26 protein-coding genes are annotated in these 24,331 nt (G+C 30.0%); 6 read left to right on the top strand and 20 right to left on the bottom strand.

Features of this window, described 5'->3' with window-relative positions:
• Positions 1-19: 19 nt before the first annotated feature.
• The 5 genes from ACGHJ8_RS00970 to ACGHJ8_RS00950 all read right to left on the bottom strand — a co-directional run bounded on the left by ACGHJ8_RS00970 (position 20) and on the right by ACGHJ8_RS00950 (position 2,746).
• Positions 20-901 (bottom strand): Rpn family recombination-promoting nuclease/putative transposase, encoded by an 882-nt coding sequence (locus tag ACGHJ8_RS00970; RefSeq protein ID WP_390541167.1) that lies wholly within the window; start codon positions 899-901, stop codon positions 20-22.
• A gap of 190 nt (positions 902-1,091) precedes the next feature.
• Complete coding sequence (locus tag ACGHJ8_RS00965; protein ID WP_087360459.1) at positions 1,092-1,541, bottom strand: hypothetical protein; 450 nt, start codon at positions 1,539-1,541, stop codon at positions 1,092-1,094.
• A 49-nt stretch (positions 1,542-1,590) separates the two neighbouring features.
• Positions 1,591-1,965: a DUF6120 family protein gene (locus ACGHJ8_RS00960; RefSeq protein ID WP_087360462.1), complete on the bottom strand. Its 375-nt coding sequence runs from the start codon at positions 1,963-1,965 to the stop codon at positions 1,591-1,593.
• Complete coding sequence (locus tag ACGHJ8_RS00955) at positions 1,958-2,296, bottom strand: PadR family transcriptional regulator (RefSeq protein ID WP_087360465.1); 339 nt, start codon at positions 2,294-2,296, stop codon at positions 1,958-1,960. The genes ACGHJ8_RS00960 and ACGHJ8_RS00955 overlap by 8 nt, the downstream gene beginning before the upstream one ends.
• Positions 2,297-2,524: 228 nt before the next feature.
• A complete protein-coding gene (locus ACGHJ8_RS00950; protein ID WP_211962701.1) occupies positions 2,525-2,746 on the bottom strand; it encodes a hypothetical protein in 222 nt (73 codons plus the stop codon).
• A gap of 155 nt (positions 2,747-2,901) precedes the next feature.
• On the opposite strand from ACGHJ8_RS00950, the gene ACGHJ8_RS00945 reads away from it, so the two are divergent.
• Both ACGHJ8_RS00945 and ACGHJ8_RS00940 read left to right on the top strand, forming a co-directional pair.
• Complete coding sequence (locus tag ACGHJ8_RS00945) at positions 2,902-5,028, top strand: ATP-binding cassette domain-containing protein (protein WP_390541163.1); 2,127 nt, start codon at positions 2,902-2,904, stop codon at positions 5,026-5,028.
• Positions 5,000-6,799 (top strand): ABC transporter ATP-binding protein, encoded by a 1,800-nt coding sequence (locus ACGHJ8_RS00940; RefSeq protein ID WP_087360471.1) that lies wholly within the window; start codon positions 5,000-5,002, stop codon positions 6,797-6,799. Before ACGHJ8_RS00945 ends, ACGHJ8_RS00940 begins: the two co-directional genes overlap by 29 nt.
• Positions 6,800-6,876: 77 nt before the next feature.
• Here the strand turns inward: ACGHJ8_RS00940 and ACGHJ8_RS00935 are convergent, their stop codons facing one another.
• Together ACGHJ8_RS00935 and ACGHJ8_RS00930 are read right to left on the bottom strand one after the other, a co-directional pair.
• Positions 6,877-7,401, bottom strand: a complete 525-nt coding sequence (locus ACGHJ8_RS00935; protein WP_390541161.1) for a DUF4351 domain-containing protein — start codon at positions 7,399-7,401, stop codon at positions 6,877-6,879.
• A 178-nt stretch (positions 7,402-7,579) separates the two neighbouring features.
• Positions 7,580-8,902, bottom strand: coding sequence for a glycoside hydrolase family 32 protein (locus tag ACGHJ8_RS00930; protein ID WP_087359551.1), 1,323 nt, complete (start codon positions 8,900-8,902; stop codon positions 7,580-7,582).
• 104 nt (positions 8,903-9,006) lie between these two features.
• Here ACGHJ8_RS00930 and ACGHJ8_RS00925 point away from each other — a divergent pair, with 104 nt between their 5' ends.
• A complete protein-coding gene (locus ACGHJ8_RS00925) occupies positions 9,007-9,741 on the top strand; it encodes an HAD-IIB family hydrolase (protein ID WP_390541158.1) in 735 nt (244 codons plus the stop codon).
• Between the two features lie 8 nt (positions 9,742-9,749).
• Here ACGHJ8_RS00925 and ACGHJ8_RS00920 read toward each other — a convergent pair whose 3' ends face one another.
• The 3 genes from ACGHJ8_RS00920 to ACGHJ8_RS00910 form a co-directional block, all read right to left on the bottom strand.
• A complete protein-coding gene (locus tag ACGHJ8_RS00920; RefSeq protein WP_249191363.1) occupies positions 9,750-10,400 on the bottom strand; it encodes an HAD family phosphatase in 651 nt (216 codons plus the stop codon).
• Positions 10,401-10,472: 72 nt separating this feature from the next.
• Complete coding sequence (locus ACGHJ8_RS00915; RefSeq protein ID WP_390541156.1) at positions 10,473-11,822, bottom strand: MATE family efflux transporter; 1,350 nt, start codon at positions 11,820-11,822, stop codon at positions 10,473-10,475.
• Positions 11,815-12,273 carry a MarR family winged helix-turn-helix transcriptional regulator gene (locus ACGHJ8_RS00910; RefSeq protein ID WP_211962691.1) on the bottom strand — a complete coding sequence of 153 codons (459 nt, stop codon included), beginning with the start codon at positions 12,271-12,273 and terminating at the stop codon, positions 11,815-11,817. The genes ACGHJ8_RS00915 and ACGHJ8_RS00910 overlap by 8 nt, the downstream gene beginning before the upstream one ends.
• A gap of 141 nt (positions 12,274-12,414) precedes the next feature.
• On the opposite strand from ACGHJ8_RS00910, the gene ACGHJ8_RS00905 reads away from it, so the two are divergent.
• Positions 12,415-13,233 (top strand): MurR/RpiR family transcriptional regulator, encoded by an 819-nt coding sequence (locus ACGHJ8_RS00905; protein ID WP_162607690.1) that lies wholly within the window; start codon positions 12,415-12,417, stop codon positions 13,231-13,233.
• Between the two features lie 12 nt (positions 13,234-13,245).
• Here the strand turns inward: ACGHJ8_RS00905 and ACGHJ8_RS00900 are convergent, their stop codons facing one another.
• Genes ACGHJ8_RS00900 through ACGHJ8_RS00885 form a run of 4 tightly spaced genes read right to left on the bottom strand, consistent with a single transcriptional unit; the run spans position 13,246 to position 17,377 of the window.
• The gene (locus tag ACGHJ8_RS00900) at positions 13,246-14,025 is read right to left on the bottom strand and encodes a PHP-associated domain-containing protein (protein WP_087243657.1); all 780 of its coding nucleotides are present in this window, start codon (positions 14,023-14,025) and stop codon (positions 13,246-13,248) included.
• A gap of 9 nt (positions 14,026-14,034) precedes the next feature.
• The gene (locus ACGHJ8_RS00895; protein ID WP_390541153.1) at positions 14,035-14,859 is read right to left on the bottom strand and encodes an energy-coupling factor transporter transmembrane component T family protein; all 825 of its coding nucleotides are present in this window, start codon (positions 14,857-14,859) and stop codon (positions 14,035-14,037) included.
• Entirely contained in the window at positions 14,859-16,547 is a 1,689-nt protein-coding gene (locus tag ACGHJ8_RS00890; protein WP_087243655.1) for an ABC transporter ATP-binding protein, read from the bottom strand. Before ACGHJ8_RS00890 ends, ACGHJ8_RS00895 begins: the two co-directional genes overlap by 1 nt.
• Positions 16,544-17,377: a cell division protein FtsQ gene (locus ACGHJ8_RS00885; protein WP_087243654.1), complete on the bottom strand. Its 834-nt coding sequence runs from the start codon at positions 17,375-17,377 to the stop codon at positions 16,544-16,546. The genes ACGHJ8_RS00890 and ACGHJ8_RS00885 overlap by 4 nt, the downstream gene beginning before the upstream one ends.
• 205 nt (positions 17,378-17,582) lie before the next feature.
• Here ACGHJ8_RS00885 and ACGHJ8_RS00880 point away from each other — a divergent pair, with 205 nt between their 5' ends.
• On the top strand, positions 17,583-18,056 hold the full coding sequence (locus tag ACGHJ8_RS00880; RefSeq protein ID WP_087243653.1) for a glutathione peroxidase: 474 nt from the start codon (positions 17,583-17,585) through the stop codon (positions 18,054-18,056).
• A gap of 37 nt (positions 18,057-18,093) precedes the next feature.
• Here ACGHJ8_RS00880 and ACGHJ8_RS00875 read toward each other — a convergent pair whose 3' ends face one another.
• The 3 genes from ACGHJ8_RS00875 to ACGHJ8_RS00865 are packed head-to-tail and all read right to left on the bottom strand — an operon-like array spanning position 18,094 to position 20,823.
• Positions 18,094-19,461 (bottom strand): MATE family efflux transporter, encoded by a 1,368-nt coding sequence (locus ACGHJ8_RS00875; protein WP_087243652.1) that lies wholly within the window; start codon positions 19,459-19,461, stop codon positions 18,094-18,096.
• 10 nt (positions 19,462-19,471) lie between these two features.
• Complete coding sequence (locus tag ACGHJ8_RS00870; protein ID WP_087243651.1) at positions 19,472-20,053, bottom strand: histidine phosphatase family protein; 582 nt, start codon at positions 20,051-20,053, stop codon at positions 19,472-19,474.
• A complete protein-coding gene (locus ACGHJ8_RS00865; RefSeq protein WP_087243650.1) occupies positions 20,050-20,823 on the bottom strand; it encodes an EFR1 family ferrodoxin in 774 nt (257 codons plus the stop codon). Before ACGHJ8_RS00865 ends, ACGHJ8_RS00870 begins: the two co-directional genes overlap by 4 nt.
• 102 nt (positions 20,824-20,925) lie before the next feature.
• Between ACGHJ8_RS00865 and ACGHJ8_RS00860 the strand changes: the two genes are divergently transcribed.
• The gene (locus ACGHJ8_RS00860; protein WP_390541150.1) at positions 20,926-21,765 is read left to right on the top strand and encodes a LysR family transcriptional regulator; all 840 of its coding nucleotides are present in this window, start codon (positions 20,926-20,928) and stop codon (positions 21,763-21,765) included.
• A gap of 58 nt (positions 21,766-21,823) precedes the next feature.
• Here the strand turns inward: ACGHJ8_RS00860 and ACGHJ8_RS00855 are convergent, their stop codons facing one another.
• From ACGHJ8_RS00855 to ACGHJ8_RS00845, 3 genes are all read right to left on the bottom strand, one after another.
• On the bottom strand, positions 21,824-22,219 hold the full coding sequence (locus ACGHJ8_RS00855) for a cupin domain-containing protein (protein ID WP_087243648.1): 396 nt from the start codon (positions 22,217-22,219) through the stop codon (positions 21,824-21,826).
• A 92-nt stretch (positions 22,220-22,311) separates the two neighbouring features.
• Positions 22,312-23,007, bottom strand: coding sequence for a gamma-glutamyl-gamma-aminobutyrate hydrolase family protein (locus ACGHJ8_RS00850; RefSeq protein WP_087243647.1), 696 nt, complete (start codon positions 23,005-23,007; stop codon positions 22,312-22,314).
• A gap of 136 nt (positions 23,008-23,143) precedes the next feature.
• Positions 23,144-24,265, bottom strand: coding sequence for an aldo/keto reductase (locus ACGHJ8_RS00845; protein ID WP_390541147.1), 1,122 nt, complete (start codon positions 24,263-24,265; stop codon positions 23,144-23,146).
• Positions 24,266-24,331 lie beyond the last annotated feature (66 nt).

The raw sequence follows: 24,331 nt of genomic DNA, 5'->3' as shown, positions 1-24,331 counted from the left end.
ATTTCATTTTATACTTCTCCTATTTATAAATATACTTTAATACATCTTCTTCGTTATGTATTTCAAATATATGGATAATAATACTATCAAGCGTTTCTTCTTTACTATTAACTATCTTCATCTCTAAATCTGGTGTGAGTTTGCCTAATAGTTTTTTTAATTGAATCAATACAACACTTAACTTTCCTTGTTGTTTTCCTTTTTCCATACCTGATTTCTCTGCATCTTTCCAGAATGAATACATTTCCACTGTTCCTCCATCTCCTTTCATTTTTTTCAGTATGTCTTCTCTCCCTGTCAATGTTGCCAGTACTCTGGCTACCGCTTTTGTAATGATCATCTTCTTTAATCCTTCTTCATCTTTTCTCCATATTATCTTTAATCCACTGATGACCTTTTTATTGTCTTCATTTTTCAGTAGGTTTTCATCCATCTCCTTCATGTCTACAACCCTCATCTTCCAGTCATTCTGTTTTCTCTTGATTTCCTCTGGTCCTTTGACTCTTTCCAGCAATGATGTCACGGCATTCCATTTCCCTTCGCCATGAAACAATACGACACTCATCACTGGCATCAGCATATGATTCTTGAATCGCTTGTCCTGCATGTTGTAGACCAGTGCATCATAAAGCAATGTTCTTGATGCCATTGTAAAGTCAACACAACTTTGAGCTTCAAGAATCAAGATAGCTTGAAAATCCTTTCTTTCCCACATCATGATGACATCATGGGTGCGTTCCTTAGAAAGAAAGTCACCAATAAATATCTCTCTGGAATCAAGAGGGTGAAGGTCACAGGGATGAATAATAGCATGACCATCAAAGAAAAGAGCATTCATGAAGTCAGCAAAACGCATAGGATAAGAGAAGAAATCCTTTAACACATGATCCTTTTTCATCATTGAATCCCTCCTATAGAGGAGAGGCTAAACATATTATACACAAATCTTTGCTTATAGTAAACACCATATAATATTTCTAACCTCTCTATTATTTATATACGCAAAAATATTTCATTTTTCTTTTTTTATTTCAAACTTTTTTAATATAATTAAAAAAGTTTGCCTTTTAAGCAAACTTCTATAAATTTTATTAAGATAAAACTCCTGTATTGCTGCATGTTAAAGTTATTGATACATTTTTAGTTTGTATAGCCTGACCATCATAATACTGTTTCATGACAACCTTTCCAGCTGCAGTGTTTTTATTTTTAGATGATGATTTAGAAAACACTTTCCATGTTTTATGATATGAGGTAGCTTCAAGAGAAGATGAAATACATTTTGCTGTTGTTCCAGTATAACTAAAATTTCCAGTTAACTTCACTGAATACAATGTGTTACCCCTTGAATCTTTATAATTTTTTGTTTTAGTACCTGTTTTTGTTTTCGTAGAATACATTACAATATTTGATTCTTCAATAATTGTTTCCACAATCATTCCGTCTTCAAAATCAATATGCGTTTTCATATGACTATATGCAGCAACATTTTGTATTAAACAAATTAAAATACAAATTATAATAGCGATGACTTTTTTCATTAGTTTATTCCCCTTTATGTATTAAAGTATTCAATAAAATATAAATTATCTATTCCTCTTGTATAATTTCTTCAACTGTTATTGGTTGTGCATTTTTAACTTCTTCATATAAACTACTCAAGTAATAAATTCTAAATAAACCTAAAACGATTGTAGTAGCAATTATAACAATAGAAATATAATGTATATATTTTTGCAATCTTAACCTAAACATAAACTGTTTAATTCCAACTTCCTCATAATAAGCTTGAACAACCTCATAAGGTTCTCCTACTTCTTCTACAATCTCACTATAAGATGTTTGATTGTTAAATGTTTTTATAATATGCTTTTTCAATTGTTGATAATACTTCTTTTCTTCCTTTCCAAAAATAGGCAATAACAATTTTATATCCTTTAAATATCTTTTCATTTCCTTATTCATCAATATCCTCCTTCTTGCAATGAATAATCTTATCAATCTTTTCTTCCCATAATAAATATTCCCGTAATATCACTTTTAAATATTCTTTACCAGATTCCTCAAGATGATAATAGACTCTTACTTTTCTATTAACAAGTTGATCATAACTTGAAATATATCCTGTTTGTAACAATTTATATAAATTAGGGTATAGCACACCTTCTTTTATATCAATAACATCATCAGATAAACGTTTAATAATTTGAGTCAACTCATATCCATAACAATCTTTATATTGCAATATTGATAAAATCAGCATTTCAAATTTAAAATATATATTTCTTTTAGGCACCTTATATCACCACTTCAATTATATCAGACATATTATTAAATATATATACCTTTAAAAATATGTATTATTTTATTGACAATAGATGACTACATGATAAAATAAAATTAGATAAACCTTTTCAAAAATGAATAAAATAAGTTTATGGAAAAAGATAATATTAAACTCGTTTCTGTTTTTCCTGTCGTTTATGTTTAATGTTTAGTTTAGCCAATGTCCATGTAGCTACAGTTACCAAAACAAAAATGTCACAAAAACTAATGTAAGTGTCGTTAAAGTTAATGACACTGGAAAGAAAAACAATACAACTGGTTCGTGGTCATTTTCTGTTGGTTGCATTGGACTATCTGTACCATCTGGATTTAGTGCACATGCATATGCCTCTAAATTAGGAACAAATCCAGTTCTTACAAACAACGGAAATACTGCTAAACATTCAGTTGTCGTTAGCATTACTAGAGATAGTTCTGGTCAATCAGCTGGAGGTCAAATGACAACATTTACATTTACATATAATCCTAGTACAGGTAAAATCAGCTAGTAAGTTGAAAGTTTCACTTCCATAACGAAGTGAAACTTTTCCATACAGGGAGGGAATATTGTTCATTATGTTAAAAGTTAAAAATATATCTATTCAATATTATCAACCAGTTTTGAATATCGAAGAACTTCAATTTTCAATCGGGTTACACATTATAGAAGGTGAAAGTGGTAGTGGTAAAAGTTCTTTATTAAGATGTTTAGCTTTATGTGAAAAAACTTGTCAAAAGTATATCTGGAATCAAAAAACTGTTCAAAATATCCACAATTTCAAAAAAGAACATATAGGTTTTCTTAACCAACACCCTATCTTTATTGATGCTTTAACAATAAACGATCATATTCAATTAATGAATAAAGTCTATCGTTATCAAAATGTGGATAACTATGTCCAAAAGTTAGAATTAACTGGTTTACTAAAGAAATATCCATCTCAACTAAGTGGTGGTGAAAAAACCAGATTAGGGTTATTACTCTTATTATTAAAACAACCTGAAATATTGATTTTAGATGAGCCAACATCATCATTAGACTTAAGTATGACAAAAAGAGTTATTCAAATATTAAAAGACTATTCTCGTCATCATATTGTGATTGTAGCTTCACACGATCAGGAATTAATACACCACGGTGATAACATTTATACAATTGAAAATCAAACAATTCATTGTAAAAAACAACATTTCAATAAAGATATACCTATTCCAACTCATAAAGCACATCACCTATCTGCATTCTTTTTAAGTACTAGACTTTTAAAAAAACATGGTATTTATACATTTTTTACATATATTTTTATTAGCCTATCTTTATTTATAACATCTTCTGGGCTATCTCTACTTCTTTCATCTTCCGTTGCTAAGTCCTCTCCACTAACAAGTATTTATGAAAATGAAATTCTCATTTATAAACCTATAACACAATCTAAAAATCTTTCATATTCCTCAGAAGGTATTGAATATCCTCTTACAAATGATGAAGTATCAAGAATCCAAAATATCCCACATATTCAATCAATTTATCCCGACTATAGCCTTAATATGGGTGCTTTAGAAAAAATCAGTGATCCTATCCCATTAGATAATTCTTTCCAAGAAGCAAATACAATGACAGTTTCTCTTGACGCTAAAGAAAACACAACTCCTGTACATAGCTCGTTTTCTCAAGCATTACTTTGTTCATATAATGAATCTATTGACTATAGTCAAGATATTGAAACACAGTTTTCATATGATCCTAATGGTATCTATATTTCTCAAGCACTTGCTAATGAATTACAAATTATAGCAGCCAACAATCAATATTATTTAACGTTTTATATAATGATCCCTACATATCAAGGATATGGCGATGCTTATATTCCTTTTCAAAATGAAGATGGTTCATATCAATCAGAAGGATATCCTGTTTTAAGACTATTTGGAAAATATCAAAAAGTAACATTACCCATCAATGGTATTTTGAAAAAAGTAAATATGGGAATAAGTCCTAACACTGAATTTAATTATAATAAAATTTTTATTCCCCAAACTTATATTCAACAACTCATAAAAGAGAATACAACTCAAAAAAACATAACTTATTATTGGTCAGATCATTATAATCAATATATGACATCTTTAGAAAAGGAAGATTCATCTCAACAGATGATGATATGTAAGCCATATCAACCAACTATTTATAAAGCTCAAATTGACAGCATTGAAAATCTTCCCCATATTTTAGAAGATATTCACCAATTAGGACTTACAACCATTAATGCTAATATTAATCTCTCTCAAATACAACAATACTCTCAAAATACAAATGAAACTTTATTTATTCTATCTACACTTGTTTTTATTATCCTTATTATCATTTATAATATGACTCTCTATTTAAAAAAAGAAACAAACTTACAAATTTATTATTTTCTTCAATCTTATGGTTATTCATTTTTAGAAATCAGAACAACAATACGTAATTTATATTTTTATAATAGTCTTTTTTCATCATTGTTAACATCGTTATTAACTCTTATTTATTTATACGTCATTGATCCATTGTTTCAATATCCAATTCATCTTCATTCAATTATTTTCTTCATTATCCCTACCATAACCTTTTTCACTATCTTTATTATTCCATACTTTATTTTCTATTTCATAATAAGAAAAGAGGGAGCACATGATTCAATTAAATCACATTCATATTGAGTATGATAAAATTCTACTAAATAATGCATCTATGACTATCTATCCTTCACAAGTTACACTTATTCAAGGAAGAAGTGGCACTGGGAAAACATCTTTACTTTATCAAATTGGTTGTATTTCAAAGAAAATATCTTGTGAATATAATTATCAAAACCTACATTTACATCAATTAAATGAAGAACAACTTGCTTTGATTAGAAAAAATGATATTGGATATGTTCTTCAAGATTATCTCTTATTTGATCATTATGATGTACTTGGAAATTTAAAACATGCCTGTATGTTAAATGATATCTCTAAAACAGAAGAAGAATTACAAAAATTGCTTCAGACGGTCAAATTGCATATATCGCTTCATCAAAGAATAAGTGAATTATCAGGTGGTGAAAAACAACGTTTAGCTATTGCATGTGCACTTTTAAAAAATCCAACTATCCTCATTTTAGATGAACCAACAAGTGCATTAGATGTAAAAAATGAAAGACTTATTTTTCAAATTTTGCAAGATATTGCTCATCAACAGAATATTTATATTATTATTGCCAGTCATAGCTATATTGCAGCAGACTATGCAGATAGTATTTATCAAATCAAAGAACAAAAGCTAATTGCTAATAAACAAGAAAAAACAGAAAAACAAGCTTCCATAACGAGAAGAAAATCCATCTCTCAACATTTTTATCATAATTATATTAAACATTTTCAAAAAGCATATCGTTTTATGCATGTTCTTATTTTACTTGTTTTTATAATTGCTGTATCTTCTCTTTGCATAAGTTATCAAATCATTGAAAACAATATTCTTATGAACGCTCAGCTACTTGATCGTATGAGTTATAACCAACTATTTATAACTCAAAATCCTAATAACATCTATTTAGATAGTGATATAAAAGAAATAACATCAAAACCATCCTTGCAAAACATTCAATCCATATATCCTGTTTATCAATATAGAGCAACATTAAATCATATAGATCATTATTTATTACCCATCTATGAAGAAAACCAATTTGATAACGAGCTTTCTCAAATGAATCCATCACAAACACATTATAATGAGATCATAACTTCACCCTCAAATTATCAGAATCTCATACCTTTCTTCTATGATGATCAACAATTTCAATTATCGTTAGGTAATAACAGTGAAATTTTTCATCTATATGGACTTTTTAAAGAAAACTTTATTCCACCATTTTTATATAAGGATTCACATTATCTTTATATTTCTCATCATACTCTAGAAACTCTTGCGAAAGAGAAACAATTACCTGTTGTAGGTTATACAGTTTTTTGTAAAAATCTTACAACGCTTAATCAAGTTAAACAAACACTCATTAAACAAGGATATGGTATAAACAATCAATTTCAAAAGGGTGATGAATTGTATCAAATTCAAAAAGACCTTAACTTTTTAAGATTAACTATTGTTATTATCATTATGGTTCTTTCCGTATTTTCTCTCTGTATTTTATTTCATCATTATATTATGATCCGAAAAAAAGAATTTGCTTTATTAAAAATCAATGGATTGAGTCAAAAAAATATATATTATTTAATCCATTATGAGCTAAAATATTTTCTTTTTTATGGCTATTTCATTCCTAGTATAATGATTATTATATGTTTATACCTCTTTAAGCTATCAATATCTTTGTATATGCTTTTTACTATTTATGGAATTATGATCTTATTATGGATAATTTGTTATAGTATTCATCAATTTTATATAAGCCGTCTTACTCCAGAAGAAATTCTAAGACATTAATATTATTTTTTCATAAATATTCTCTACAATGAAATATAAGCAAAAAGCATCATACACTCATGTATGATGCCTTTTGCTTATAACCACTTCAATACATCTTCTTCATTATGTATTTCAAATATATGGATGATAATACTATCAAGCGTTTCTTCTTTACTATTAACTATCTTCATCTCTAAATCTGGTGTAAGTTTGCCTAATAGTTTTTTTAATTGAATTAATACAACACTTAACTTTCCTTGTTGTTTTCCTTTTTCCATACCTGATTTCTCTGCATCTTTCCAGAATGAATACATCTCCACTGTTCCTTCTTCTCCTTTCATTTTTTCCAGTATGTCTTCTCTCCCTGTCAATGTTGCCACAACACTGCTTTGAGCTTCAAGAATCAAGATAGCTTGAAAATCCTTTCTTTCCCACATCATAATGACATCATGAGTGCGTTCTTTAGAAAGAAAGTCACCAATAAATATCTCTCTGGAATCAAGAGGGTGAAGATCACTGGGATGGATGATATCATGACCATCAAAGAAAAGAGCATTCATGAAGTCAGCAAAATGGATAGGATAAGAGAAGAAATCCTTCAACACATGATCTTTTTTCATCAACGAATCCCTCCTATAGAGGAGAGGCTAAACATATTATACACAAATCATTGCTTATAGTAAACACTATATAATATTTCTAACCTCTCTATTATTTATATACGCAAAAATATTTCATTTTTCTTTTTTTATTTTCAATTTTATACAAAAAAATGCTTATAGAAACTATAAGCAAATTTTATTCTTTATTTTCTTTGATATCTATAATCTGTACTTGATGATATTGTATCAATTTACCTAAGTCATATACTAGTTGACTCAGCACATAATATCCTCCATTAATAAAGATTTCAAATATATGATAATCATAATAAATTTCCAAATCATATTGCCCATTCAATACAGGTGTTTTGTTAAGATTACATACTTTTTCATGTTCAATAGATACTTGGCTACGATCACAATACAAACAATCATCTTGAATATATAATTTCATGCCTCCAAAATCAATTTGACTTTCTTTATTCATCATAACATGCATATAAAATGGTTTTGATAAATCAGCATGATCTACACTATGATTAAAATACTCCTTAACAGAATTATGAACAGATTGATAAACATGTTTATTTTTATATTCAAATTGTCTAGGTAAGATATATAAACCAGTCCATGATTCATTAGAAACCGGTTCACGCATACGCATCCATGCTAACATTGTACGTTGATGATTTTCATCCAAAAAAGTTTGTGGGGCATAGAAATCAAGTCCATAATCCAAATACATGTAGTCACCCTGTTTTGTAATTGTCATTGTTTCCTCATCAAAATGAACAGGCATAATGACTGCAATACTATCTGGTTGTGGTTCATGAATATGTTCTGGTGAAAAAATCATAAAATATTGATCATTGATTTCAATTAAATCTGGGCATTCCCACATATCACCTATAGAATCATCTTTAAAACAGTTTTTATATGAAAAATGAATTGCATCATCACTTTCATACAGTAAAACTTCACCACAATATCCTGTATCACTTGGGATTTTACTTCCAACAATCAATCCATATTTTCCATTTTTCATTTGCCAAACTTTTGGATCTCTTGTATGTCTTATATCCCCTAAACGAGAATCAGTGATAACATCAATAACTTTTTTCTTTCCATCTTTATTAGGAAAATGAAAACCATCATCACTTATCAATAAAAATTGTGACGCTATTAAATCATCATCACTATATTGAATATGGACATAATCTGGATTCTCTTTAGCATAACGAATCGCTGTATAATAAAGATACATCTTTCCATCTTTTTCAATAGCCGATCCTGAAAAGCATCCATTACGATCATCATAACATGATGGATATATTGCGATAGGATGATGTTGAAAATGTAATAAATCTTTTGTTGTAGCGTGACCCCAATGCATTGTTCCCCAAAAATTTTCATATGGAAAATGTTGATAAAAGATGTGATAATTTCCTTGATAATAAATCAAACCATTAGGATCATTAATCCAATGATAAGGTGCAGTAAAATGTATTTTAGGCTTCATATTTTTTCCTCCTTATTTGTATCATATCATTTTTTTGATTAGAAAAATATGATTTTTGACAAAATTTCATATTCATATTAAAATTTAAAAAAGGAGTTGTTCATATGCCAAATGCACTTGCTAGTGATATTGATTACACATTATACTTTCCTAATAAAAATCCTTCTATTTCCTTAGAGGATCAACAAGCCATTGCTCATTATCAAAAAGCGGGATATTTATTTGGTTTATGTAGTGGTAGACCTTATAATGGTATTGTCAATCTATTTGATACTATTCACCCAGATTTTTATATCATCTCAAGTGGATCTATCATTTTAGATAAAAATCTACAGCCACTCTATGAAAAACATGTGACCTATCACACTATACAAAACATCTTTTATCAATATCAAAATCAAGCACTCATTATTATTCATACCAAAAAAGATATTTATAAAACTCAAAAAGAATTTTCAGCAGATTCATGTATTCTCTTTCATTCCATTGAGCAAATCAAAGAAATCATCTATGGTATATCATTAGTATTCCATAATGAAACACAAGCATATCAAGAAACTCAAAATATAAATCATATGTATAAAGATGTGTTCGCTTTTCAAAATTTAGATTCTATAGATATAGTTTCTAAAGGATGTTCAAAGGGAGAAGCTATAAAAAGAGTAAGAGAGCACTTTCATATAAAGACTTTTGCTGGAATAGGCGATTCATATAATGATTTACCGATGTTAAAGAGTGTGGATATCCCTATCACATTCAACACTTCACCTCAATCTTTAAAAGATATTTCACAACTTCATGTTGAAAGTGTTGCTCAAGCAATAAAAGAACTGCTTTAACAGTTCTTTTATTGTACCTCTAAATAATCAATAACATCATCTAGTGATTTTACAATCTTTGTAATCATCTGAACATATTTTTCTTCTGGATATTTCATATCTGGAACACAAATAACATCAATATGTCCATCATAAGCTGCCTGAATTCCAGCCTCACTATCTTCTAAAACAACTGCTTCCTCTGGTTGAACCCCTAATTTATGACAAGCTGTTAAAAAAATCTCTGGATTAGGCTTACCATGTGTCACCTCATCACCACAAATAGAATCATCAAAATATTGTGTCAACTGTGCATTTTTTAATATTTCATCAACACGTTCACGTCCACTTGATGTCGCAACAATTGTTTTATAATTATGACTCTTTAAATATTGTAATAATTCATCTAAACCTTTTTTCTTTGGAACATGTTGTCTTAAGCTCTCATCTATCCATATATGAACATCATCCCATACTTCTTTCATTGGAAAATCTTCACCATAATGATCGATAAAAACTTGACAGATTCCCTGTTTGTTTTTTCCTAAACAATTTCTATAGAGTTCTTCGGTAAAATCATAATGACCTAACTGTTCCAATTTTTTAACATACTCATTATAAGTGACTCTCTCACTATCAATCATTAAACCATCCATATCAAATATCACTGCTTTTTTCATACTAACCCTCACATTCTTTTTTCTTATTTTAACATATTTCATAACATTTCTAAAGAAAATAAAAAACTACCATCATGATAGTTTTTTGTTTAAATATTTATGCATAAATTGTTTAAAAGCAAAGGTATTTGTGATTGTTGTGATTAAATCTGATAGTGGTTCAGCTAACATAACTGCAAATACACCGTTTGAAATAAAGTTTGGTAAAATATAAATTAAAGGAATCAATAAAATAATCTTTCGATAGAAAGCAAAGAAGAAAGAACGCTTTCCAAATCCCAAAGATGTATATGTCTGTTGATATGTAGAGTTTGCTCCCATGATAATGAAACCAAAGATATAAACTCTTAACATTTGATTTGAAAGTTCAATTAATTGAGGTTCATTAGCAAATAAGCGAACAAAGACACCCGGTAATAATTCCATCAATAAAACACCAATAACTGAATATATCAAAGAAACTTTAATAGCTAAAGAAATCGTTTTTCTTACACGATCATAATTTTTAGCCCCATAGTTATAACTGATAATTGGCTGTGTTCCTTGTGCAATACCTTCCATTGGTAATTGTAAAACTTGATTCATTGATAACATAATTGTCATGGCACTAACCGCTAAATCTCCACCAAAGAATAATAACTGGCGATTAAAAGAAACTTGTAAAATACCTTCTGTCGCATTCATAAAGAAAGGTGAAAATCCTAAGCCAACAACTTTTTTCATAATACCTAAATCTAATTTCATATGTTCTTTTTTGATTTTAATCGTTGTCTGTTTTCCCCATAAAAATTTCATAACCCAGACACATGAAACAAATTGAGAAATGACTGTTGCAATCGCTGCACCAGCAACATCCATATGAAATACAAAGATAAAGATAGGGTCTAAAATAATATTTAAAATACCCCCTATCAATAACGTAAGCATTCCATATTTTGTATAACCTTGAGCATTAATGAAATAATTCAATCCTACACTCAGTTGAACAAAAATGGTTCCTAAACTATAAATACGCATATAGTCCATTGCATAAGGGAGTGTATTTTCACTGGCACCAAATAAAGTTAAAATCTGTGCACCAAAAAATTGTAAAACAATTGTGATAATGATAGAAGAAATAATCAGGCTTGAAAAACAGTTGCCCAATATCTTTTCAGCTAATGCTGGTCTTTTTTCACCTAGACGAATAGAAGCCAATGGTGCTCCACCACGTCCAAATAAATTCGTAAAAGCTGTAATAATCGTAATGACAGAAGTACATAGTCCAATCCCAGCAATTCCTAATGATCCATCTGCTAATCGGGCAATATAAATTCTATCAACCATGTTATAAATGAGCGTTGCTAATTGAGCTAAAATAGCTGGTAATGCCATCGCAAATAACAACTTTGATATTTTTTCATTCTCTAATCTTTCATTCATTATGTCCCCCTCCTAAATTCTGATAAATCTTTTGTAAAATTTGATGATAAAAAATCAAATCACTTGATGAAATATTTTGAAATGACATGTCATCAAACTGATGTTGAATATCTTGAATACGTTTAATAAGAGAATCTGCCTGATGTTCTACACACAAAATATTGCAACGTCTGTTTTGTGGATCAGGATTTCTAGTAAGATAACCACGTTTCACCAGTTTTTCAATAGCTAAGGACACATGTCCTTTGGAAATACCACGAACATTGACAATATCCTGAGCGTGATTATATTCAGGATTATTAGCTAAGAAAGCCAGAACATCTATTTCCACTTGTGTCATCTGATACTCTTTCAATAAATCTTCAAATAAAGAATTATATTTTTTGATGATATAGGGGTACATTGCTAGTGAAAAAAACTTCTTTTCCCCATTCTTTGTTTGCATCTTCATAGTTCTCTCCTTAACTGTTTTATTTTGAACAGTTATATAATAAACGTATTATCAAGAAATGTCAACATTTTTATTTTACATAAAACTGATATTTTTTAAATAGAATGTCTGATATAATACATTATTAAGGAGATGATCACGATGAAATGGAATTCAGAAACAACTGAAAAACTAACAAAAAACGAAAAAAAACTGATAGATTTTATTTTTCAAAATATTCATCAGTTTTCTTCTATGTCAATCCAAGAACTTTCTCAAAAAACACATATATCTCAAGCTACTATTTCTCGCTTACCTAAACATCTAGGCTATCTCAATTTTAAAGATATGAAAATGAGTATGACACAAAAGGTATCCCCTGCCAACAAAATGCATTCAACAGTAACACAAGAACACTCTTTTCCTCATTATTTAATTTTACAAAATCAATATATTGAAAAAACAATTGAACATCTAGATATAGATGAAATTGATACAATTGTTGATCATATCATTGAAGCCAATACAATTTATGTATTTGCTAAAGGAGCAACGATTTGTCTTGCTGATTTACTCTCATTTCGATTACGCAGATTTCAAAAGAAAGTTGTTATCATGCCTTCAAGTGGTTCAGAGATTTTTGAATGTCTTCCAATGATTAAATCAGACGATTTTGTTATTCTCTTTGGATTTTTAAAAACACCTGTAGAAGCACAGATAGTTCTTGAATATTGCCATCAAATCAAATGTCAGACAATGCTGATGTCTAGTCGCTTAATCGATGACGCTAAAAAAATGGCTGACTATAATATTTATGTATATCGTGGTGAAGATCATGAATATCATTCTATGGCTGTTCCTATGGCATGTATTGATGCTTTAGTAATAGAAATTGCTAAAAAAGGTGGTCATTTATATACACAGAGTGTAGAAGATATCTATCAGTTAAAAGAAAACTATAAAATAAAAATACAAAGATAAAATATCTCTGTATCATAATAAAGCAACATAATCGCCACCCAATCGATAGACTTCTTTAAGAAGTCTTTTTTGTAATGTCGCATCTTCAACCTGAATATTTAAACTTTCAGATATTTGGATAGTATATTGTCCTTTGTCGATTTCTTCTCTTAATTGTTTAATACTATGAAAACAACTTTGAAAACATGTCTGAACACAACCATACTGTGTTGCTTGATGTGTATCACTGCCAGAAACAACTGGTTTATGATATCGGTGCGCAAACTGATAAATCATATCCTGCATTTTTAATCCATAACATGCTAAATCTTTTCCATTTAGATCAAAGAAATCAAAACATAACAACTGCTTCTGTGATAATTCTGGAATATGTCCTCCCTGACGATAAACATGTGCTCCCCCAAAAATAACATCATATTGACGAACAAGCGTTACTAGCTCATCAAAAGTTAAAAAACTTTCTTTCGCTTTATGTTTTTCCAACTTTTTATTTAACTCAACAATATCATGATATCTTCCAATAACAAGAGTATGTCCTCCCTCTTTAATATCTATTTCCATTCCAAAGAAAATCAATAACCCATCTTTACTCTGACAACAATCACCTACATGCGTATAGTGAGTATATATATAATCATACATTTCTAAAAATGATAACGTATTAAAATGTTCAGTCAGACAAATAGCATCAAGTCCTCTAAGATATGCTTTGTGAAACATTTGATCAGTATATTGTGTAGAAAATGGTAATTTTTTTGCTAATTTACCATGAGTATGAAAATCTATATTCATAAAAACCTCCTAAAACAAAATAGAAATGATAACACATAAAATCATCCATACAATAGAAATTAAAACGAAAATCAAATCATCTTTTTTAAACATTAGTGATGCCATTTTCTTTTTTCTAACAATCTTATTTTCATTTGCATAGCGATATCCTTTTAATTCCAATGCTTCAACTGTTGTTCTTGATCGTTTTGCAGTATTTAACATTAACGGATAGAAAGATAATATAATAATTTTTATCTGGTATATAAAATATTTGATTTTCCCAAGCCATGTTTTTTTGGATGGAGAATGTCCTCTTAAACGATAAGATAACAATATGTTTTGGAATTCTTCCATAAGGATAGGTAATATACGAAATGCATATGAAATACTAAAAGACAATTGATCAGGACAACCAAAATATAGCAATCCTGTTGCTAGACGGTCAGGGTTTAATCCTGAAAAAACAGTAATGGAAGCAAGAGAACAGACAGATACTTTTAATGTCATAACTAATAATGAATATAATGTTGATAAATTTCCACCAAAGAATAGTGCAGCAATAAACAAATATCCTGTTTGACAAAATACACCTAGACAAAATAAAAATAATACAAGTGGTGCAATTTTTGCTAATTTAGTTGTTATCGCAACAAAAACAAACATCCCTAATAAAACAATGAGATCATTTAAAAACCATGGAATCAAACCAAAAAATAAATACCAGCATAATAATGTTCTTGGATCTAATCCTGCAATAACCGTATCATCATTTCCATAAGCATTTTTTAGCACTTGATTACGTAAATAATCAATTGTAAATTTATCTAACAAAGTCTGTGTGATTTTATGCATTATGATTCCTCCTGTTGATAAGCACTCACAAATTCATCAATTTCATAACAGCGAATATTGAGTGCTTCCCCCATTTTAAAGATTTCTGGTGGTTCTATTCCTACCATTTCTCTTACATACTTATCGCTAAAGACTTCATGTCTTTGACCATCCTTGACTATATAACCTGATGATAATACAATGATTCTCTCTGCCCAATCACAGACAAGCTGCATATCATGTGTTGCTATAACAACAGTTTCAACAACATCTTTTAAGATATCTAATGTTCTCATGATCTCTTTTCTAGTTGCAATATCCAAATTGGCAGTAGGTTCATCTAAAAGCAAAATAGATGGTTGCAATGCTACTCCTATTGCAAGTGAGGCTCGACGCATTTGTCCCCCTGATAATAATCGTCCATCTCTTTCTTGAATATCCTGCAAATCGAACAATTCAATTAATTTTTTGGCTCTATCTTTATAATCCTTAATATGTCGTTCTTTCATGGCAAATTCAATATCCCCTCGAATACAATCTTTAATAAACATATCTTCAGGATTTTGATATACAAGTGAAATATGTTTTGATAATTCTTCAGCTGAATAATGTTTTGTCTTTTCTCCACATACATTCACATAGCCAACTTGTGGTTTTAATAATCCTATCATCATCTTCATCAATGAAGACTTTCCAGCACCATTAGAACCTATTAAAGCAATTTTATCCCCTTTATAAATATTAAGATAAAAGTCTTTCATGAGCTGATAAGGTTCACCTTTTACACTTCTAAACTGTAACCCAACATTTACAAATTCTACAACACGTTCATCCTTTTCTTGTACTTTTCTTTCATGAGTACAATCTGTCATATGTTTCTTTTTTGTAAAAATATTCTGTCCTTCTTCTATAGTAATGGGCAATAAAGTATTTGAATCTAGTAAATTCTTTTCCTGCATGATTTTAGCAGCACGTGTAATTTGTGGTGGAAAAATATGACAAGATTCAAGTTCTTCAACTCTTGTCAAAGCTTCTTTGACTGGTTTTTGCCACATAATAGAACCATCCTTCATTAAAATCACATGATGGCAGTATTGGGCAATATATTCTGTATGATGTTCAATAACAATAATTGTTTTGTGATATCTTTCATTTAATTCCTTTAATATTTCATAAATTTCTCTTGCATGTTTAGGATCTAATTGAGCAATGGGTTCATCTAAAATAAGAATTTCTGGTGATAACGCAGTAGAACCTGCTAAAGCTAATAAATGCAATTGTCCCCCAGATAATTGCCAGATATAATCATTTCGTTTTGAATATAAGTCACAAACCTTAAGAATATTCATAACATTGTCTTCATAATTTTCCAATCCATAATTCATACATGCAAAAGAAGCATCTTCATAGACTGTGGGACATACGATCTGATTTTCAAAATCTTGATACACATAACCCACTTTTTTAGCAATTTCACTAATATCCAAAGTTAAAGCATCTTTTCCATCAAAATACAATTTCCCTTGCAGTTCACCCATAATAAAACGTGGAATCAAACCATTTAGAGTTTTACATAAAGTCGATTTGCCACAACCATTGTTTCCAATAATTGCGACAAAATCTCCTTTTTCAATTGTTAAATGAATATTTTTTAATGTTGGCTGCTTTGCTCCTGGATATGTGAATGATAAATCATTGATTTCAATCACATGGCTGCCTCTTTTCTATTTTTAATTTTCAAAAATGCAAGAACAATAACAAGCACTGCAATCACTCCACTGACAATCATAGCTGTGCTATTTCCTGCCCATGCAGCTTCCCAATCAATAATGGCAAGTCCGTTTTCTGCCATAAATTCTCCACCAATTGCAACGACAAAAGCAATAGCACATAATACAAATGTTTTGATTCCCATTTTTTCTCCATCACCCACAACAGTATTTTCATCACGAGGTGCGACACCTAATAATGGTTCAATTTTCCCATAAAGTTTTGGAACTAAATACATACATGGTAATAAAGAAAATAAGATTCCTGAAAATAGAATATCATTTAAACAAGCAAAACCTTCTGTAAAGAATACTGATTCTGGTAAACCTGCAACTGCTTCAAAATCTTCTACAGCAAACTGAACTTTTAAAATATCAACAATGCATCCCAGTGACTGTTGAATAATAACAGCTAAAATAGAAGCGATGGCAACACTCTTGATACTTTTTGGATTTTTAACAAGACGTCCAGCAACATAAATACCAATTGTTAAAGTTAAAAACTTTTCAAGTTCTCCTAAACCACCAAATTGCCCTAACATGATTTCACTAAAAACTAATTCACCAGTAGCTGCACCTAATGCCGCTGACAATGGATCAAATAACATAGCTAAGATGAGTGGAATAAAAATAAAATATTCTACTGATAATTCCACGATACCAATTTGAAAAGATGGTATTAACTCTGTAAATAAAGTTGATAATCCATATAAAGACATACTTAAAACAAAAGTCATTAATTTCTGTGATTGTGTCATTGATTTTTTCATACTCTTTTTCCTCCCTTATCTTAATGACATGAACATCTTAGCATAATTTTAATGTAGCTAAATCAATAACACGTAAAATGAAAGTTAATATTTCATTAAAAATTAAAATGAAACATTTTTTTCTTTATATACTCCAACATGATTTCTTTAGTCACTTTTTTTGACTTTTCTTTAATGAGTTGTTATAGTATGAATGGTGATGAAAATGAATTTATATGATATTGAAGTCTTAGATAGTCATAATCAAAAAATAAAATTATCAAAATATCAGGGACATGTTTTACTCATTGTCAATACGGCTACGGAATGTGAGTTTACAGAACAATATGATCATTTAGAAGATTTATATGAAAAATATCATGAGCAGGGATTTACTATTCTTGATTTTCCATGTAACCAATTTGGTGAACAGGCTCCGGGCACAATGGAAGAAATTATGTCTTTTTGTGCCGATACTTATGGTGTGAGTTTTCCACAATTTGCGAAAATTGATGTGAATGGTCCTCAAGAATCTCCTGTATACACATATTTAAAAGAACATCAAAAACCTGAATTATCCAAACGCATTGAATGGAACTTTACAAAGTTTCTGCTTGATCAAAATGGACATGTTGTTGAAAGATTTGAACCTTTGGTCACACCATATGAAATTGAAGATGAAATCATTAAACTTTTATAAAAAATATCGAATCTACATGATGTAAATTCGATATTTTTTATTCTTGTTGTCCTTTCATATAAGGATTTGTATATAATGAATACACTAATTGTAAACACATCACACACCATATAACGGGTTCACAGAATATAACTGCCATATATTGGAATTGAGGGATAAAAATAAATACAAATATAATTTTTCCTACAAATTCAATAATACTTGATATCAATGGTAATAATTTCTGTCCTAATCCCTGCAATGCATAACGTGTTTGCATCAAAACTCCTAATACTGCATAGAATGGTCCCACAATTGTTAAATAAAGTGTTCCATTATCTAAAACTGCACTTTCACTAGAACCTGAAATTAATTTTACAAGTGATGACCCAAATAATAGAATAATGATAGTCACAATAGCTGCCATAACAACATCATAAATATAAGCATATTTCATCGCTTTTTGAATTCTTTCGCGCTGATTTGCTCCTCTATTTTGTGAGACAAATGTTGAGATTGCAAGCGCCATAGCTGTAAAAGGCATATTAAAGAACATGTAGAGTTTTCTGGCTGCTGTATGTCCTGCAATAATCAGATATCCTAAATTGTTGATTCCATACTGAAGAATGACTGATCCTGCAGAAACAATACTGCTCATAAATCCCATTGAAAAACCTTGTCCTAATAATTCTTTATATAATTCTTTATCGACTACAAAATGTTTTTTTGATGGTAATAAGATCTGTGTCTTTTTGAAAATATAAATAATACATAATATAACTGATACACCTTGAGAAATAACCGTTGCGACAGCTGCTCCTTGAATTCCCATATTGAGTTGTGTAATAAAGAAAATATCTAATACAATATTTAATAAAGACGAAACGATAAGGAAAACAAGTGGCATCACACTATTTCCAATGGCTCTCATTAAACCAGCACAGAGATTATAAGCAAACATAACAACAATGAATAAAACAATAACTGAAATATAACTATATGCTTCCTGAATAATATCTACTGGTGTATTTAATAATTCAAGTAAAGGATGTAAGCATATCATTCCTATTGTTGTTAAAGCGATAGAAACAATCAATCCAATAACAATAGAACTTGCTACTGATTTTTTTAACAGTTCTCGATCTTGTGATCCAAAACTTCTGGCTGTAACAATTGCCAATCCATTACCTATTCCTAATGCAAACCCTACTAACAAGTCATAAATAGATGTACATGATCCAATGGCAGCTAATGATACATCACCTAAATAATTTCCAACAACCATTGTATCGACAGTATTATATAATTGTTGGAACACATTAGAAACAAGTAATGGAAGAGCAAAAGTAATCAATGATTGAAATATAGGTCCATGAATCAGATCAACATCAGCCTGAAAAAAGCTTTTTCTTTTTGCACCTTCCATATGTCTACCTCTATTCAGTCACATTACGATTGATAATTTCTACTAATGTAAAAATTCCATCTTCGTATTCATATTTTAAAATACAGCAGTTATAAAATCTTTCTGTTTTCTTTACTTTTGCATATTCTTCCCATGCACGATAGAACTGAGCACAAGCCCCACCATGAGAAACGGCTAAAACGACTTCATGATCTTCTTTATTCATGATTTCAGTTAATGTCTTTGACATTCTTTCTCTTAATTCCATTTCACCATCTCCACCAAATCCTTTGAAGAAATCTCCATATGGTAAAGGTGGATTCAAACATTCATCTTTTCCTTCAAAAACACCAAAATTCCATTCTTTTAAACCTTTCACTCTTGTATAAGGCATCTGATAATCAGTAACGATTTCTAAAGTATCACAAGCTCTTTCTGATGTAGAAGAATAAGCATGATCAAATGTAATATGATTATTTTTAAAATATTCACCTGCAATCTTTGCTTGTTTAATCCCAAGTTCTGTTAAAGGGGCATCACACCATCCTTGTATCTTGTGTTGAACATTAAATAAAGTTTGTCCATGTCGCATTAAATAAAGTGTTTTTTTCATTTTTCTGTTCCTCCCTGATGATTTGATTTCACTATATCTTTTAATGTGATTTTTGGATGACGATATCTTGCATTTGGATTCTTATCAAACTTCAACGCAATCGCATGAAATGGGCAGTTTTGTACACATGCCAAACAAAAATCACATGTTTTTGACTTTCTTTGAGCTTTTCCATTAACCATTTGAATATTACCAATAGGGCAGACTTGCTCACATATTGTACATCCAGCACACTGATCTGTTATTTGAATTGTTTCTCCATTATTCAATTCAGGATGATCCGTAAATCTTTTTGTCACCATTTGGTAAGCTTCCTGGCTTTCTTTTGTTGGTTGAGGTATATCCTTTTCTTGAGCTTCAAGTCTAGCTTTCGCTTCTTGAATTTGCTCATCTACATGCTTATTGATAGCCATCTGTTCTTCCATATCGAATGAAGGTAAATAATTATCAACCATTTTAATTGTTTGAATAAAATCAACATGTATTCCATGCTCTTTACAAAAGTTTTCACTCCATACACCAGCTACTGTATCTCTATTTCCATAAGTCAATAACATATAAAAATAAGGTGTATCAAATTTGGCTTTTGCTAAAAAACGTCTAACAGTTTGAGGAAGCTCTCCAGCATAAATAGGAGCGACAATCCCAATCTTATCAGCTTTATATCGTAAATCTTCTTTTTTCAATTCCTGTGGAATACTGTAAAGATCTTCTTCAATCTGTCTTGCTAGATATAAACAGTTTCCTGTTGCCGTATAATAAAATATCATGTTTCTACCTTCTTTCCAATGATATTGTAAGCATTTTTACTGTTTTTGTACAATATCAATATGGAAATCTGCTATAATGAAATAGAATAGTGAGGTCCTCATATGATAGAATTAGAACAACTACAACATTTAGTTACATTTCAAGAATGTCAGACATTATCCAAGGCAGCTAAACAGCTTCATATATCACAACCTGTTTTAACACGTTCTATGCAAAAATTAGAAGAAGATTTAGAAGTCAATTTATTTAACAGAACTAAAAATAAAATTGCTTTTAATGAAACAGGTCTATTAGCTGTTTCTCTAGCAAAACGTATTTTAGATGATACAAAAGATATGAAAAAACAACTTGTAGATTTTGATAGAAAGCTACATACTTTTGCGATTGGTTCATGTGCGCCAGCACCATTATCTTATTTAAGTCGTAAATTTTCACAGTTCTATCCTCAAAGAACACTATTAACAGAAATTAAAGATATGCATATCTTAATCAAAGGTCTAAAGGAAAAAGACTATACAATCATTATCATGCCTTATGACATAGAAGATGAACAGATTGAAAGTATTCCATTTATGGAAGAACAATTATTTTTTTCTTTACCTCTAACGCATCCTTTAGCTCATAAAAAATCCATCTCATTAAAGGAAATGGATGGAGAGAAAATGTTATTAATGTCAAATATTGGTTTTTGGAATGATATGCATAAAAAAACAATGCCCCATACAAAATTTCTGATTCAAAACGATCGTTCTGTTTTCTATGATTTGGTAGAACTGTCTACATTACCTTCATTTACATCTGACTATGTTATGAAAACTGAAATCATGCCTCAAAATAGAGTGATCATCCCTATTTCAGATGCCCAGTCACATGCGACGTTCTACTGCTGGTATCTTAGAGAAAACGAAGCTCAATTAAGAACTTTATTATATCATCTATAAAAAAGGATGAAATAGTTCCCAAATAACGGAATTCATTTCATCCTTTTCAATATCATATTTATTTTAACTTATTGTATTCTTCATCACTTACTGGTTCTAACCATTCATTAGAAGCCCCTTCTGCTGGTACAGAAATTGCAATATGAGCAAACCAGCTATCTTTAGCAGCACCATGCCAATGTTTCACTTCTGGAGGAATATCCACAGTATCACCTGGTTTTAATTCTCTAGCAGGTTTCCCCCATTCCTGATACCATCCTCTACCATCAGTAACCAGTAGAATTTGTCCACCTTTATGATGAATATGCCAATTATTGCGACAACCTGGTTCGAATGTGACATGACTTACTGGTAAACTTTCAGCAAGGGGCTGTAAATAACTTTGACCAATAAAATATTGAGCAAACGCTGTATTTTCTTCTCCAACGGGAAATAATGTTTTAACATCTTTCATACTCTTCTAACCTCCTATCTGCTTCTATTATATATCCACCAAACAAAAATATCTAATACCTATTTTTTATTGTCAACAATGCTTAAAAAGCATTAACATTTGGCGACAAACTGATTAAAAATCTCCTGCATTTTTTGATCAGTTTTACACATATCTTCAGGATGAAATTGAACTGCTGTAATCGGTAAAGATATATGTTCAATAGCTTCAATCATCTGATCTTCACTGTATGCGACAGCTTTTAATCCCTTTCCTAATCGATCAATAGCTTGATGATGAAAACTGTTCACATATCCTCTATCTTGAAAGATAGGATATAAAAAACTATTTTCTTGAATGTTTATTGTATGACTTGCACATTCTCTTCTTTCTTTTTGAGAATGTAAAAGTATTTTCTGTGGAGCATAAGATAAATCTTGATAAAGTGTTCCACCAAAAGCTACATTGATTACTTGAAGTCCTCGACATACACCGAAAATAGGTATATTTTTTTGTGTTGCTTTTTTTATCAAGGCAATCTCATATAAATCTCTAGGATAATCTGTTTCACCTAATAAGGGTAATGGATTTTCATGATAGAGTAATGGATTGACATCACAACCACCAATAATCATTAAACCATCAATCATATCTAATTGCATCTCTATATCTTCAATAGGAACAGGCGGCAATAAAACTGGGATTCCTTGTGCTGCAATAATAGCCTGTAAATAATCTTGTTTAATAAAATGTATATATTTATCATTTTGTAGTTCTTCACTACATGTTATTCCAATTCTCTTTTTCATACTTTTCTCCTTTCTTCTTTTATATCAATTCAATATATCATAAAAATCATATCTTATACATAAATATGATTTACAATATCTTATTCACTTTTTATTTGAATATGAATACATGCAAAAAGCCAGCTAATGCTGACTTTTATTTTTCAAAATGCTGTGCTACTTTTTGTAAGTCTTCAATAATTGGTAAATGTTGTGGACATACATTTTCACATTGTCCACATCCAATACATTCACTTGCTTTACCAAAAGTCTTTGTCAAGTTATTGTAGTATTCACCTTGAGGTGTCCATCCTTTTTCTTCTACTTCCTGTAAATCAGCATTGTATAATGAGAAATATTTAGGAATAGCTATATGCATTGGACATCCTTCTGTACAATATGAACATCCTGTACATGGAATAGCAATCGTAGAATTAATAATATCAACAGCCTGACGAATTAATTGATATTCATCATCATGAAGTGGCTGCATATCTTTCATATAGCTTATATTATCTTCTAATTGAGCCATATTAGACATCCCACTTAATACCATCATGACATTATCAAGACTTGCCGCAAAACGAATAGCCCATGAAGGTACTGACATATCTGGATGATATTCTTTATACATATTTTCAACTTTTTCAGGAACTTTCGCTAATGTTCCACCTTTAACAGGTTCCATCACAATAACAGGTTTATGATATTTTGTTGCCACCTCATAACATTGACGAGATTGAACACCTACACTATCCCAATCTAAATAATTAATTTGTAATTGAACAAATTCAAATTCTGGATGTTCCTGTAATACTTTTTCTAATAATTCTGGTCCATCATGGAATGAAAATCCAATAGTTTTAACCAATCCTTGTTTTTTCTTTTCTTGAATCCATGTAAAACAATCAAGCTTTTCATATGTTTCAATACTATGTGTATTAATATCGTGTAAAAGATAATAATCAAAGTATTCTACCCCAGTTTTCTTTAACTGTTCATTAAAGATTTTATCTCTATCTTCTTTTGTCTGAATAAAACCTGAATGTAATTTTGTAGCAAGTGTATAAGTCTGACGATCATGACGTTTCACTAATGCCTCTCTCACTGCATTTTCACTATTAAATCCACAATACATCCACGCTGTATCAAAATAAGTAAATCCATTTTCTATAAAAGTATCTACCATTTGTTTCACTTGTTCAATATCAATCTTTGAAGGATCGTTTTCATCAAGTGATGGTAATCTCATTAATCCAAAACCTAATTTCTTTGTCATATCATTTCCTCCTACTCGATTATTTATTATACACCCTAAAGTTAACTTTAGGTCAAGAAAAAAGAA

Origin of the sequence: Massiliimicrobium timonense (genome assembly GCF_042850985.1) — a bacterium.
Classification (GTDB): Bacteria; Bacillota_I; Bacilli_A; order Erysipelotrichales; family Coprobacillaceae; genus Allocoprobacillus.
Note: the sequence above shows the minus strand (reverse complement) of the source record. Positions and strands in the feature narration are given on the sequence as shown.